This is a genomic window from Marinomonas spartinae (assembly GCF_900089775.1).
In the GTDB taxonomy this organism is placed as follows: Bacteria; Pseudomonadota; Gammaproteobacteria; order Pseudomonadales; family Marinomonadaceae; genus Marinomonas; species Marinomonas spartinae.
The window spans coordinates 899,092-913,286 of the sequence record NZ_FLOB01000001.1; the positions used below are offsets into that span (position 1 = coordinate 899,092).

Sequence of the window (14,195 nt, forward strand, 5' to 3'; positions counted from 1 at the left end):
AATGGTCAAGGATTTGTCGAGATTGTAAATAAAATAAGTAAGCAAATACGTGTTTATCGCCCTTTTTTGGTGCGTTTTTGGGGGCGGTGGCACGGTGTTTGTGCTTTTTGGTGGTGCACTAGTTTAATTGGTTCAGAATCTATTTTAGAAGGTTTTGGCTATCTCCTTGCTCCCAATAGTGAATATCCCTAATGGTTTGAGTCTGATGAAAGCGCTTTTCGCAATTGCCATTCATTTGTGACTTAAAAGAGGGAGTGAAGTTGCACAAAAATTAGGCATACGGACTCGGCTGTTTTTTGTTGCTTGTAAGCTTCATGTGTCATAACAGGGTTTCTTTGAGACAGCCTGTCTTATGATCTTTATACTAGTAAGCAGAAAAGAGGCCGTTATGGTGAGATGATTGGGATGAGTAAGACGTGATTTTCTTGGTGGCTTCTTAAAGAATGTCATTAAGTCATGTTATTGTTAAGTCATCTTAATATTACTTACTCATACTTTATACGCAGCAGACAAAAGGGGAAATGGTGAGATGATTGATCAATTTATTAAGCAACTGGGTAATGGGCTTGAGCAAGCGGCGGAAACCTTAGGGAAACTTCCCAAAGAAGAGATTCGTGCGCAGTTAGATCAAGTGGCGCGTAACACATTGAAAAAAATGGATTTAGTGACCCGTGAAGACTTTGAACTACAGTCCGCCATGTTGGCTAAATATCGAGAGCGCTTAGTCGCATTAGAGTCGCGCATTGAAGAGTTGGAAAAGGCCGGAAACGCGCCTGCGAAAAAAGAGCCAGCAAAAAGAACACCTACGAAAAGAGCACCCGCGAAAAAGGCCGCTCCTAAAACTGAGACGGCTCAAGAGGAATCCACAGATAAGGCCGATACAAACAAAGCCGATACGGATAAGACAGACACAAAAGACGTGTAACGTGCCGATGAGGTTATTGCCAACCTTGTTTCCAATGGGCAGGTGACTTGAGATCCTGCCATGGAATTGTGTACTGTGTATGAGTGAGGACGGCCTCGATGACGCATTGCGTGATGATCTCTTGGTCGTCCCTTATAAGTTCTGTGACAATAAAATGCTTTTCTTTTTTCTGTGGCGATGTGGATGTCCACTTTGATAAAAGTAGCTTTTTGGGATTAATTTGATTCATAGATGCTTGCATGCCTTCCTTATTGTCTCGTACTCTCTTTGATACGCAGGAGAGCGAAATTCGGATGGTTATCGTGACAAAAAAGAGGCTGATTTTACATAAAAAATAATGAGATCAAGGAGTGATCGTGAGTTTAGCCACTATATATGGCCGCGCCCGTGTTGGTGTTGCCTCCCCTCTTGTTACTGTAGAAACCCATATTTCCAATGGACTACCTTCTCTAAACATTGTTGGCTTACCAGAAGCCGCCGTCCGTGAAGCGAAAGACCGTGTGCGTAGTGCCATCATTAACAGTCATTTCGAATGGCCGACACGGCGCGTCACCATTAATCTTGCACCGGCTGATTTGCCTAAAGAAGGCGGGCGATATGATCTTGCCATTGCGATTAGTGTGTTAGCTGCGTCGGGTCAGTTGGAAGAAGTCAATTGTCGTGGTTACGAATTTATTGGCGAATTGGCTTTATCCGGTGAGTTAAGGGGAGTATCAGGATTATTGCCTTCTGCCATTGCATGCCATCAGGCAAACCGACAATTAGTGTTGCCCTCAGAAAATCAGCAAGAGGCGGCTTTGGTAGAAGGGGATGCGGTTCATGCCAATCATCTCACACAAGTGACCGCTCACTTGCTAAAACATGCCCGTTTACCCGATTGTGTACCTGCACCGCCAGAACCTACTGCTTTAGATCATAAAGATATGAAGGATGTAAAAGGCCAATATCAAGCTCGCCGAGCCTTGGAAGTGGCCGCAGCAGGACGCCACAATTTACTGTTTATTGGGCCGCCTGGGACGGGTAAAACCATGTTGGCGTCCCGCTTACCTGGCATTATGCCAGCAATGATTGAAGAAGAAGCATTGGCGGTTGCTTCGGTACAATCGGTTGCAGGGCGAAAAATGGGGGCTGAATGGCATTGGGGGGAGCGTCCCTTTCGGTCTCCTCATCATTCTAGTTCTGCCGCCGCGCTGGTTGGAGGAGGGTCAATACCGAAACCGGGGGAGGCGTCGTTGGCACATTGTGGCGTATTATTTCTTGATGAGCTGCCAGAGTTTGACCGAAAAGTGCTTGAGGTGCTTCGTGAGCCATTAGAAAACGGGGAAGTGCATATTTCCCGTGCCCGTGGTCAAGTAACCTACCCCGCACGTTTTCAGTTGGTGGCCGCCATGAACGCGAGTAACGAAGCCTACAGCGGTGAGCAAAACTATTATCAGTCTAGTGCCAGTCAAAAGTATTTGAAGAAACTGTCAGCTCCGTTTTTAGATCGAATTGATTTGCATGTGGAAGTGCCGCCTTTGCCATCGGGGATTTTGGTCAACGCACAAGAAGAAGGGGAGAGTAGCGAAAGTGTTCGACAGCGAGTAGAAAGAGCCGTCGCTAGACAACGGGAGAGACAAGGCGTGCAAAATGCCTTGTTGAGTGGCCGACAGCTAGAAGCCATCTGCGCTTTGAGTGACGAGGATAAACAGTTTATGCAACAAGCGTTGGAAACGTTAAAGCTCTCAGCTCGTGCCTATCATCGTGTTTTAAAGGTGGCACTGACGTTAGCGGATCTGAGTGATTCACCTGTCACCCGTGCCCACTTAATGGAGTCGCTGAGTTATCGAAAAATGGAGAAAACTCTGAGTAATGTGGTGTCTTCATAGCCTGTGCTAGGGCCGAGTTGTAGTAAGAAAGACATTTTTTATTGCTATAGGTTAATTTTTAGTCGGAGTTATTATCATTTCGTTACAATTCGTGTTCTTATATGACTCTTGTAAATGCATGGCAATGTCGAGTGTCTTTATTATCTGGCGTCAAAGCAAATATCGTTTTGTATGGAGAGATAGATAGTGTTTCTGCGGCTTTTTCCTGTATGGGCTGTGCTGCTCAGTGTGGTGGCATTTTACCAACCCTCTTGGTTTATCGGGTTTGAAAACGAGATTGTCTCTTTATTAACCTTAGTTATGTTGGCAATGGGACTAACACTGACTCTTGAAGACTTTAAAAAAGTATTAAAAAGTCGAGAGGCTTTGATGGTTGGTGTGTTACTACAATTTTTGATTATGCCATTTGCTGCCTTTTTAGCGGCCTACTTCTTTGGCTTTGGTCAAGATCTTACTATCGGCATGTTGCTAGTGGGCAGTGTGGCTGGTGGAACCTCTTCGGCTGTGATGTGCTATCTAGCAAAAGGGGATGTGGCCTTGTCCATCTCTATGACGGCCATTACCACCTTGTTGAGTGTTGTATTAACGCCACTTTTGATGTCATTTATGGTTGATCAAAGTGTCCACATCCCAACGGTTTCGAATTTTCTTTATGTATTAAAAATCATCTTGTTGCCTGTTGCGGCGGGGGTATTGATTAATACTTTGTTTTATAAAGCAGTGCGTAAGGCGGAGCCACTTCTTCCTTATGCCTCTATGATTGCGATTATATTAATCATAGCTATTGTGGTATCAGCAAGTGTGTCTCGTTTGTCCTTAGTAGGCCCTAGTGTCATTGCCGCTGTGATCTTGCATAATGGTATAGGGCTCGGGCTGGGCTATTGGGTTGCTTATCTGCTTGGCTTTGATAAGCGGGTATGCCGTACGATAGCCTTTGGCGTTGGTTTACAAAACTCTGCTTTGGCGGTAACGCTTGCGTTTAAGTTTTTTACACCGCTTGCTGCGCTTCCTGGCACCATTTTTAGTATTTGGCATAATATTTCTGGTTCATTGTTAGCCAGTTATTGGGGGCGATCTGATGTGGATAGCGATACTTGTCCTAAGGCCGCTTCCGTGGATCAGGCTGTGGATGTGCTTTCAATAAGAAGACGTACAAAATAGCGATAGGAAGCTTGTGCGAGAATCGTCAGAGTCAGGTACACTTAGCACTGAAATTTTAACGCCGTTAAGCCAGAGTGTGTCATGAGTGAGCCCCTTCCATCCATAGCCCAGCGTTTGAGAAATCTGAACGAGCGACAGCTAGATGCCGTAAAAATGATCGATGGCCCTTTGTTGGTGCTGGCTGGTGCTGGTTCCGGTAAAACGAGTGTTATCACGACGAAAATTGCCTACCTGATTCAAACCTGTGGTTTTAAAGCCAATAGTATTGTTGCTGTCACCTTTACGAATAAAGCCGCCCGTGAAATGAAAGAGCGTGTTGTGGGGATGTTGTCCAAACAAGAAAGCCGAGGTTTAAGTATTTCGACATTCCATACACTTGGTTTGAACATTCTTCGTAAAGAGTATCGCAAGGCAGGACTCAAAGAAGGCTTCACACTATTTGATGCGCAAGACTCTTTAAGCTTGATCAAGGAGATTCTTGATAAAGAGTTTAATGGTCAAACCGACTCCGCCGCTTATTGTCAAAGTACAGTCTCGAATTGGAAAAATGACTTAACCACCCCGCAAGAGGCCATCACGAATGCGGACACGGAAGAGTTTCTGCTCGCAGCACAGGTGTATGCACAATATCAACGCTACCTGCGAGCCTACAATGCAGTGGATTTTGATGATTTGATTCTGCTCCCTGTGAGTTTACTGATGGCAGATGAAGCATTACGGGACAAATGGCAAAAGAAAGTGCGTTATTTGCTGGTGGACGAGTGTCAAGATACCAATGCCAGTCAGTATGAATTGATTCGTTTATTAGCCGGATTTCGTCGCTGTTTCACCTTAGTGGGAGACGATGATCAATCCATTTACGCTTGGCGGGGCGCACGACCAGAAAATCTTGAGCGTCTGTCAACCGACTACCCAAACTTGAAACTGGTTAAGCTTGAGCAAAATTATCGTTCAACTAAGACCATTCTAAAAGCCGCTAATACCCTGATTGCCAATAATCCTCACATTTATGATAAGGCCCTCTGGAGTGATTTGGGAGAGGGCGATCCTATTCGCGTGATGGTCACACGAAACGAAGACGCGGAAGCGGAACGGGTGGCGGCCGAAATTCAGTCTCGTCACCTACGTCATGAGATCCCTTATCGAGATTTTGCCATTTTGTATCGAGGAAACCATCAGGCTCGTTTAATTGAGATTAAACTTCAAGCTTATCGTATCCCTTATAAAATGAACGGTGGCACCTCATTCTTCTCCCGTGCTGAGATCAAAGATTTGATGGGCTATCTACGCTTATTGGTGAACCCCGATGACGATAACGCTTTTTTACGCATTGTAAACTTACCACGTCGTGAGATTGGGCCTGCTACTTTAGAAAAAGTGGGCAACTTGGCCGCTCAGCGTAATATCAGCTTATTTGAAGCATCGAGTTACCGCGAACTTGAAGAGTCTGTATCTGGTCGTCCGCTAAAAAGCCTACAGGATTTCCACCATTGGATGTCGACCTTACGCCAGCGTCTTGAGGGAGCGTCCCCCGTACCCATTATCGAACAAATGATCTTCGATATGGACTATTACAGTTGGATTCAAGAGCAATCCAGCTCCACCAAAATGGCGGAGCGGCGTATTGAGAACGTCCGTTTCTTGCTCGAGTCTATTCAAAGAATGATGGAGTCCGCGTGGGAAGAAGACGAAACAGCTGGGTTAGATCAAGCCATAAGTAAACTGTTATTGATTGATATGCTGGAGCGACAAGAAGAGGAAGAAGACGAAGATAAAGTACAGCTTCTTACACTTCATGCCTCCAAAGGGCTAGAATATCCACACGTCTTTTTGATTGGTTGCGAAGAAGAGCTATTACCGCATCGCAATAGCATTGAAAACGATGATATCGAAGAAGAGCGTCGCTTAGCTTATGTGGGCATCACCCGGGCAAAACGCACCTTGTGTATTACTCTGGCAGCGAAACGTCGTCAATATGGTGAAGAGATTGACTGTTTGCCCAGTCGATTCCTAGACGAACTTCCAGAAGAAGACTTAGTCTGGGAAGGGCGTGGCGATGAAGCGGATAGCGTTAAAAAAGAGCGTGGGAAAGCTTCTCTATCTGCTCTTAAAGCGATGTTGAACTCTTAAGCGAATATTGATTCTGCCCTAAAAGTCGATTACTTCACTAATATTTACTGGATTAAAAAGAGAGATGCTAACGAGCGTCTCTCTTTTTAGAATAGATTGTTGTAAACGTTACTATTGGCTCTGATTGATCATATACTGAATGGTATGTTTTAGCTCTTCGTCAGTGCAGTCGGAGCAAATACCCTTCGGCGGCATAGCGCCGATGCCATGAATGACATTTTTTAGCATGGTGTCCATACCTTTGGCGATATGAGGTTGCCATTCTTTGGCATTACCAAGGCGTGGGGCACCAGCCGCGCCTGAAGCATGGCAAGCAATGCAATAACGATTATAAATGTTTTGGGGGGCGCGTCCGCTATAGGCGGCCTCCGCTTCTGCTTCTGCTTTGACAGAAGGTGTGCTGGTTTTATTATCTGCAACGGTGATGGCTTTTGTCTGCTCAGCACCGCAAACTTGTCCTTCTATACACACAACGCCCACAGGTTCGATTCTTTGCGCGATCTCGTCTAATTGTTTAGTGGTGATTGCGCTCGCTTGGGAAGCCATCATCAGAGCGAAACAAGTGACGCTAAGAGCAAAGCAGCGTTTTATATAGGTAGCGATAGAAAAAGTCACAATGAATCCTTATCAAATCAGTCTTAAACACGTTACATTTATTAAAACATAAAGCAGAGCTGATACTCGCGCCTTTTTTGATTGGCTGTGCTGTATGTCTTTATTTTTTGACTAGAGACACTTTGTAAAGTGCCACAATGAAGTGTGATGACTCTTCAAAGGGCTCTACTTAAGACAAGGAAACAAACATGACTTCTGAACTCGTTCTCGTTGCTAATATTACAGCTCACTCAGGTAAAGGGGAGGAGTTAAAAAAAGCGCTAGAAGCGCTCCTTAAACCGACCCGAGCAGAGGACGGTTGCTTGCAATATGACCTTCATCAAAGCAACACAAACCCAGATGGTTTTGTCTATTTCGAACGCTGGGCTAATCGTGATGTTTGGTTAGAACATATGAAAACCGACCACATCAAGACCTTTTTAGAAGTCACCAAAACGATCATTGCACAATTTGATGTGACAGAATTGCATAAAATCGGTTAGTGGCAGTGTGGATCTAACGGTTACCTAGGTAGCCATGCGGTAATAAAGCAATAAAAAACAGCGAATCTCTGTGGTTTATTGCTTTAAGTACTGGAAAATTGAGCATTTTCCTTTAGAATAGCCACTCAAGATTACATCGCGGCTACTCTCTTTTTCAGGGATCACAAGCCCACGCAATGCGCCCGTAGCTCAGCTGGATAGAGCGTCGCCCTCCGGAGGCGAAGGTCGGAGGTTCAAATCCTCTCGGGCGTACCATCTTTTGATAGCTAACCTATTGATTTTAAAATTTTTTCCAATGACTTTTCCATTATTGATTTTCACGCCTACAGAATATCTACAGTCTCTTATATACCTAAGCTTAGTATAAAGGTGCAATTAGTGAGCCTCGACTAAATTTATTATCAAAAATTGTGATCATCCAACGGGAGTTGACTATTACAGAGCCCTATCTATGCAACTTATGTAAAGGTTATACAGAGAGGCTCATTTTTAAAGTCTATGAAGTCTCATTTTACTGCTTAACATTATTCGAATGATAATAAATTAAGGAAAAAATAGTTCATACTTTTTTTTAGTGAGCATGAATATAGTTGATATTATCATTTTTTATATTCATCTTATTGAAATAATTAATAAAAATTTCAGAAAAGTAGTTGCCTTTCAATGTTTAATATATGTTTACATATATTTACCTTTATTTGCATTTTTTGTAAAAAAGTGTATATTTCAAACAAAATCTTTTCGTTGTTACGTTATTGTTTTCTGTAAATGGATGTTTATAAGCTGATGGATCGTTGCTGTGAGAGCCGCAGAGGCTGTTTTACTTCTCTAGTTTTATGCTGCTTGGGTATGCTCGCCTCTGGTATGGTTAGAGGCATAGAACTGCCCGCCTCGACGAATTCAACCGATTGGAAATTGCGTGACCAACAAGCGCTCAAGACTCTTGAACAAAAATCCCAATCCAATTCTCCTCCTATCCAGTTACCTAAAGCACCGTCAATAGGACATTTGCCTAAAGAGCACGTCTGTTTTCTGATCAAAAAAGTACAAGTGGAGGGGTTTTACGCGCGATGGGCAATGTCGAAAGCTCATAAACTTATTGGGCGTTGTCTAGGGCAAAAGGGGATCAAGTCATACATTCGTCTGATTAACCAGAAGCTGTTGCACGATGGTTATGTGACATCAAGGGCTACTTTACCCGAACAAAATATCGCCACTGGTGTTCTCCATATAAAAGTGACGAAGGGGGTGATAGAAAAGATAGTCTTTCCTGAGGAGTATCGTTTTTATTGGCAAAATGCGCTGCCTTTTCAGGTTGGTGATGTCTTGAACCTGCGGGATATAGAGCAAGGTTTAGAGCAAATTAACCGTCTTCAGTCACAAGATGTTAAGTTCAAAATTGAACCAGGAAGCTATGAGGGGGCGAGTATTCTTGTAGCAAAAGTGGTGCAATCTAAACCCTGGACGGTGAACCTGTCTGTCGATGACAGTGGCAGTGACACAACGGGCAAGTACCCCCTTTCTGCAGGCGTATCAGTCGATAACTTTCTAGGTGTTGAAGATATTTTTAACTATTCCGCCTCGTATGCCAGACAAGGTTCTTTTGGCGAGTCAAACAGTCAAAGTGTGTCATGGGATATTCCGTTAGGTTTTAACACGATCTCGTTCAGCCATAGTCAGTTTGATTATCAACAACAGGCCATCGGCAGTGTAAGAAATTTTATTTTAAGTGGTAATGGGCAGAATGATTCGCTTCGGCTGAATCACGTATTATTTAGAAACAATGTCATTAAAATGGGCTGGTTTGGTGCCGTCAAGGGGCGTCAACGAAAAAGCTTTATTGATGATACCGAGATTAAAATCCAACGGCATAACCTGATGGAGTTGGATCTCGGTAGTACTTATCGACAATATATTCACGCAGCGGTGCTGGATCTAACTCTCGGTGTTCATCAAGGGGTCACTTGGTTTCACTCTGACGGGGTAGATCCTAGGGCGGCATCGGGAAGTACGCAACCTGACTATCGTTTTTATAGCCTCAGTGCTTCACTGACGGTCCCCGTTATGCTTGCCCAGAAACACCTCCATTATACGAGCCAGTTTTGGTGGCAATACGCAGCAACGCCACTGTATTCCATGGATTGGTTCAATAACGGTGGCCGCTATACCGTACGCGGTTTTTCTTCTAGTGAATCCTTAAGCGCCGAAAATGGTTGGCGCTCAAGAAATGAATTATTACTTCCCGTCTCCTTATTGGGCTCTTCCTCCGCGGGTTACTTAGGACTGGATGTGGGTCAGGTCTCTGGCAGAGGAAGTGACGATATTTCCAGTAAAACCCTGATGGGGCTCAGCATTGGGATTAAGGGGCAGGTGGGCCATCTGTCTTACGATGCGTTTATATCGAATCCTTTCTTAGCTCACGGCCCTTATGCCACATCAAACGATTTTAAAGTGAATGGCTCACTGTCGATGAATTTTTAGTTTAAGTGCTTCTAAGTTTAGGTGCTTTTATTTTTGGTAGATAGATTAGCCTATTAGGCGACATGGATGGAAAAATGTTAAACAACATAACACGCTTATTGTTTGTTTTGGCTTCACGATGGAGGCCGACTCGAAAAGATAGGGGGCTTTCTAAAGGCCAGACATCACGTCGCTCGACCGCCTTGTCCGTCTCCTTACTCTCGCCTTGCCGTCGTTATCGAAAGCCTATTGCTCTCATCATGATATCGTCGTACCTCTCCATGCCTGGGGTATTATTAGCACAAGGACTCTCGGCTGCAAATACGACTCATGCTCCTTCCTTTGATACCGCTGCCAATGGCGTCCCCATTGTAAACATCAATGCGCCTTCTGCCGCTGGGGTCTCTCGTAACGAATATAATGAGCTAAACGTCGAGAAAAAAGGGGTGATCTTTAATAACTCCACCAAAATTGTGTCGACCCAATTGGCAGGCTATGTGGATGGTAACAGTCACCTCAATGGAAAAAACGCCAACATTATTCTCAATGAAGTCTTGGGTCATAACAAAAGCGATCTCAATGGTTTTATGGAAATCGCGGGGAAATCCGCCGAATTAATCATTGCCAACCAAAACGGTATTTCGTGTAATGGCTGTGGCTTTATTAATACCACCCGTGGCACCTTGACAACGGGTAAATCTGTTTTTGATTCAACTGGTAAATTAAAGGGATTTGATGTCGCCGAAGGCCATATCGACATTACGGGCGATGGACTGAATGCCAGCAACATGGATGAAGTGGATCTGCTTGCTCGGAGCGTCAGCCTAAACAGCAAGTTATGGGCTAAAAAACTGGCTATTGTCACCGGCGCCAATCACGTTAACTACCAAGATAATACTCCCTCCGCGCTACCTAGCAGTACTAAAACTTCAAAGACGCCAACCTTTGCGCTTGATGTGGCAGCCATTGGGGGGATGTACGCCAACCGTATTTTATTGATCGGCACAGACAAAGGCTTAGGGGTGAACTTGCAGGGCGAAGTGTCCGCCACGCAATCCATGGTGCTCAATACGAAGGGCGACTTGGTTAACCAAAACAAACTCAGTGCAAAAACACTGACCGTCTCGTCGGCTCAAACCCTCACCAACACCGGTAGTGTGTTAGGTGATGCCATCACTTTGCAAGCCAATGCCATAAATAACCGCACCAACAACGCCTCGATTCAAGCGACTAATACCCTTGGAATTCAAACACAAGGTGACCTTAATAACCTAGATGGGGCTAAGATCTTGTCCCAAAACGGTCAAGTGGGTGTACAAGCGGCGAATGTGATCAACCAGAGTTCGATCGCTGCGAACCGCCTCAATATTCAAGCCGACACCGTGCAAAACAGCACAAAAAACGGCGCCCTATACGGTATCGATAACCTAACCCTGAATGTCACTGGGCAGACCCAAAACACCGACAAGGCTCTCCTTCACTCCGATAACGAACTGACGATCCATAGCCAAGCATTAACCAATAGTGCCGACATAGAGTCCGTGAACGATGCTCTTATTAACGGTCAGCACCTAGTCAACACCGGTACCCTTCATGCGCAAAAGGGAACCCTAACGCTCCACGAAAACCAAGTAGACAACCAAGCCTTGGTCGTAGGAAATGGGATAACGCTGACCGCCAACACACTACATAACAGTACTGCGAATGGTCAGATCTTTTCAACGGATAAAGCGGATCTTAGCCTAACTGGCAATGTAATCAATACGGATGGCGCGCTGATTCATGCGGATAAAGACCTAACCTTGAATGCGGCAGGCGATTTAACCAATACTGCTTCCACGCTAGAAGCTGTTAACGCTGCGGATATTACGAGTCAAAACCTAGCCAACAGTGGCACCGTGTTAGCAAAAAATGGTTTCTTAACAGTCAATACTAACGAAGCCGATAACCAAGGTACCATAGCTGGCCATGGCATCACCCTAAATGCCAACGCCCTTAATAACCGCTTGACGGCGGGTCAAATTATCTCAACGGATAAAGTGGACGTCACTATCGCTGGCGATGTAAGCAATAGCGATGGGGCGCTAATCCATGCGGATAAAGATCTGACACTGAACGCCACAGGTGACTTAACCAATACCGCTTCCACACTAGAAGCCGTTAACGCAGAGACTATTAATAGTCAAAATGTCACTAACTCTGGCACCATACTTGCCCAAAATGGCGCATTGACGATTCAGACCAACAAAGTCGATAACCAAGGAACTTTAGAGGGCAATGGCATCGCCCTAAATGCCAACGTGCTTAATAACAGCACTGACAGTGGCAAGTTTTTCTCAACAGACGAGGTTAATTTAACCATCGCAGGAAACGTAACCAATACCGATGGGGCACTGATTCATGCGGATAAAGATCTAGTGCTGAACGCCACGGGTGATTTAACCAATACCAGCTCAGCCATCGAAGCGTTGAATGGGGTTGATGCAAAGAGTCAAAATCTGACCAACAGCGGTACGGTGTTAGCTCAAAATGGTGCCTTAACCATCAAGACTCATAAAGTGGATACCCAAGGCACTATGGCGGGCACCGGCATCGCCATCACTGCGACTCAACTAAACAATAGCACGGCGAACGGAAAAATCACCTCAACCGATCAAGCGACCTTCACTATCTCGGGCGATGTGACCAATATGATTGGGGCGCTCATCCATGCAGATAAAGACCTGACCCTGAACACTACTGGAAACATCACGAATACCGCTTCGACAATAGAGGCAAAAGAATTAGTTGATCTTAGCGCTCAAAACCTCACCAACTCAGGGACGCTTCAAGCAAAAAATGATGCACTCATAATCGATTCAGCCATGTTGACCAACCAAGGTGCATTAACCGGAAACGATATTAAAGTAACGGCTAACAACCTTAGCAATATGACGGATAAAGGGCGTATTGTTTCGAAAAACGCTCTGCTACTAACGACAGATAAAGATATTGTTAATAGCAAAGGAGCGATCATCCATGCCACAACCGATCTGACGTTAGAGGGTAAGGGGAATATAACGAATGCTAATGCCACTATCGAAGTCATCGGAAGTGCAGACTTAACAACTCACACGCTCACTAACTCTGGAGAGATCCTTGCACAACATGGCAAATTAACGGCGAATACGACCTCAGTGGATAACCGCGGTTTGCTAACTGGAAAGGGGATGACCCTTAACGCTAATCAGCTGAATAATACAACAAAGCAAGGCCAAATCGTCTCAGCGGACAACGCTGACTTAACCATTGAGGGGAGCGTGACCAATACCAATGGGGCATTGATTCATGCGGATAAAGACCTGACGCTGAATGCGACAGGCGACTTAATCAATAGAGCTTCTACACTGGAAGCCGTTAATGCAACGGTTGTTAAGAGCCAAAACCTGACGAACACGGGGTCTGTCTTAGCTCAAAATGGCAGTATGATGGTTAATACTGGCCAAGTGGATAACCAAGGTGTGCTTGCGGGTAACGGTATCACCATCCATGCTGATCAACTGAATAATCATTCTGAGAACGGTAAAATTATCTCAACAGGTGACTTGGCTCTCACGATTGCCGGTACCGTGAGTAACCTGTATCACTCACTGATTCATGCTGCCAATAACCTGACTTTAAAAAGTCAAGGGGATCTAACCAACACTACGGCGACGATCAAAGCTGCTGGCACCAATCAAATCCATAGCCAGAATGTCACCAATACAGGAGCCTTACTCTCTCAAAATGGTGACTTAACCATTAATACCAACACCCTAGATAACCAAGGGACCTTAGCCGGTCATGGTATTACCCTAAATGTCAATGTGCTCAATAACAGCACGGCAGCGGGGCAAATTGTCTCAACCGATAAAGCGGATGTCACCATTGCTGGTGATGTAAGCAATACCGATGGGGCATTAATCCATGCGGATAAAGATCTTACTCTAGACGTCACAGGGGATTTAACCAACACAGCTTCCACCATCGAAGCTATAAATGGGCTTGATGTTCAAAGTCAGAACCTGACCAACAGTGGTACTGTTCTAGCGCAAAATGGCGCGTTAACCGTTCAAACCAGTAACGTGAATAACCAAGGAGCTTTGGCGGGGAACGGCATCACGATCAATGCGGACGAGCTAAACAATAGCACGGCGAACGGTAAGATTTTCTCAATGGACAAGGCGGATGTAACCATTTCGGGTGCAGTGACCAATATTGGTGGAGCGCTCATCCATACGGATCAAGACCTGACATTGAATGCCGCAGGAGAGTTAACCAATACCGCTTCTACCATTGAGGCTGCTGGCACTAATCAAATTACCAGCCAGAATATGACAAATAGCGGAACCTTACTCGCTAAAAGTGGTGCATTGACGATTCAGACCAACAAAGTTGATAACCAAGGCACCTTAGCGGGTAACGGTATTGCTTTAAATGCCAACACGCTAAATAACAGCACAGCGAACGGTCAAATTGTCTCAACGGATAAAGCGGACGTCACCATCGCTGGTGATGTAAGCAATACCGATGGGG

At 45.0% G+C, this 14,195-nt stretch carries 9 protein-coding genes and 1 tRNA gene; 8 read left to right on the plus strand and 2 right to left on the minus strand.

Features of this window, described 5'->3' with window-relative positions:
- The first annotated feature begins 529 nt into the window (after positions 1-529).
- Positions 530-925 carry an accessory factor UbiK family protein gene (locus tag MSP8886_RS21865; RefSeq protein ID WP_083200785.1) on the plus strand — a complete coding sequence of 132 codons (396 nt, stop codon included), beginning with the start codon at positions 530-532 and terminating at the stop codon, positions 923-925.
- Positions 926-938: 13 nt separating this feature from the next.
- Here the strand turns inward: MSP8886_RS21865 and MSP8886_RS04085 are convergent, their stop codons facing one another.
- A complete protein-coding gene (locus tag MSP8886_RS04085) occupies positions 939-1,166 on the minus strand; it encodes a TIGR02450 family Trp-rich protein (RefSeq protein ID WP_306455631.1) in 228 nt (75 codons plus the stop codon).
- 115 nt (positions 1,167-1,281) lie between these two features.
- Here MSP8886_RS04085 and MSP8886_RS04090 point away from each other — a divergent pair, with 115 nt between their 5' ends.
- The 3 genes from MSP8886_RS04090 (at position 1,282) to rep (ending at position 6,084) form a co-directional block, all read left to right on the plus strand.
- A complete protein-coding gene (locus tag MSP8886_RS04090; RefSeq protein WP_067012897.1) occupies positions 1,282-2,793 on the plus strand; it encodes a YifB family Mg chelatase-like AAA ATPase in 1,512 nt (503 codons plus the stop codon).
- Positions 2,794-2,979: 186 nt separating this feature from the next.
- Positions 2,980-3,954 (plus strand): bile acid:sodium symporter family protein, encoded by a 975-nt coding sequence (locus MSP8886_RS04095; protein WP_175365258.1) that lies wholly within the window; start codon positions 2,980-2,982, stop codon positions 3,952-3,954.
- A gap of 81 nt (positions 3,955-4,035) precedes the next feature.
- On the plus strand, positions 4,036-6,084 hold the full coding sequence (gene rep / locus MSP8886_RS04100; protein WP_067012899.1) for a DNA helicase Rep: 2,049 nt from the start codon (positions 4,036-4,038) through the stop codon (positions 6,082-6,084).
- A gap of 111 nt (positions 6,085-6,195) precedes the next feature.
- Here rep and MSP8886_RS04105 read toward each other — a convergent pair whose 3' ends face one another.
- Positions 6,196-6,699: a c-type cytochrome gene (locus tag MSP8886_RS04105; protein ID WP_245659023.1), complete on the minus strand. Its 504-nt coding sequence runs from the start codon at positions 6,697-6,699 to the stop codon at positions 6,196-6,198.
- A 188-nt stretch (positions 6,700-6,887) separates the two neighbouring features.
- On the opposite strand from MSP8886_RS04105, the gene MSP8886_RS04110 reads away from it, so the two are divergent.
- From MSP8886_RS04110 to MSP8886_RS04130, 4 genes are all read left to right on the plus strand, one after another.
- Positions 6,888-7,181, plus strand: a complete 294-nt coding sequence (locus MSP8886_RS04110) for a putative quinol monooxygenase (protein WP_067012900.1) — start codon at positions 6,888-6,890, stop codon at positions 7,179-7,181.
- Positions 7,182-7,359: 178 nt separating this feature from the next.
- Positions 7,360-7,436: transfer RNA gene (locus MSP8886_RS04115), tRNA-Arg, on the plus strand.
- A gap of 513 nt (positions 7,437-7,949) precedes the next feature.
- Positions 7,950-9,662: a ShlB/FhaC/HecB family hemolysin secretion/activation protein gene (locus tag MSP8886_RS04125; protein ID WP_083200787.1), complete on the plus strand. Its 1,713-nt coding sequence runs from the start codon at positions 7,950-7,952 to the stop codon at positions 9,660-9,662.
- Between the two features lie 74 nt (positions 9,663-9,736).
- On the plus strand, positions 9,737-14,195 hold a 4,459-nt coding region (locus tag MSP8886_RS04130; protein WP_175365259.1), incomplete at its 3' end, for a two-partner secretion domain-containing protein.

What these genes read in the sequence shown, in the direction of transcription:
- MSP8886_RS04125 (WP_083200787.1), top strand. Translation starts at nt 7,950, where the DNA reads ATGGATGTTTATAAGCTGATGGATCGTTGCTGTGAGAGCCGCAGAGGC.
- MSP8886_RS04110 (WP_067012900.1), top strand. Translation starts at nt 6,888, where the DNA reads ATGACTTCTGAACTCGTTCTCGTTGCTAATATTACAGCTCACTCAGGT.
- rep (WP_067012899.1), top strand. Translation starts at nt 4,036, where the DNA reads ATGAGTGAGCCCCTTCCATCCATAGCCCAGCGTTTGAGAAATCTGAAC.
- MSP8886_RS04085 (WP_306455631.1), bottom strand. Translation starts at nt 1,166, where the DNA reads ATGCAAGCATCTATGAATCAAATTAATCCCAAAAAGCTACTTTTATCA.
- MSP8886_RS21865 (WP_083200785.1), top strand. Translation starts at nt 530, where the DNA reads ATGATTGATCAATTTATTAAGCAACTGGGTAATGGGCTTGAGCAAGCG.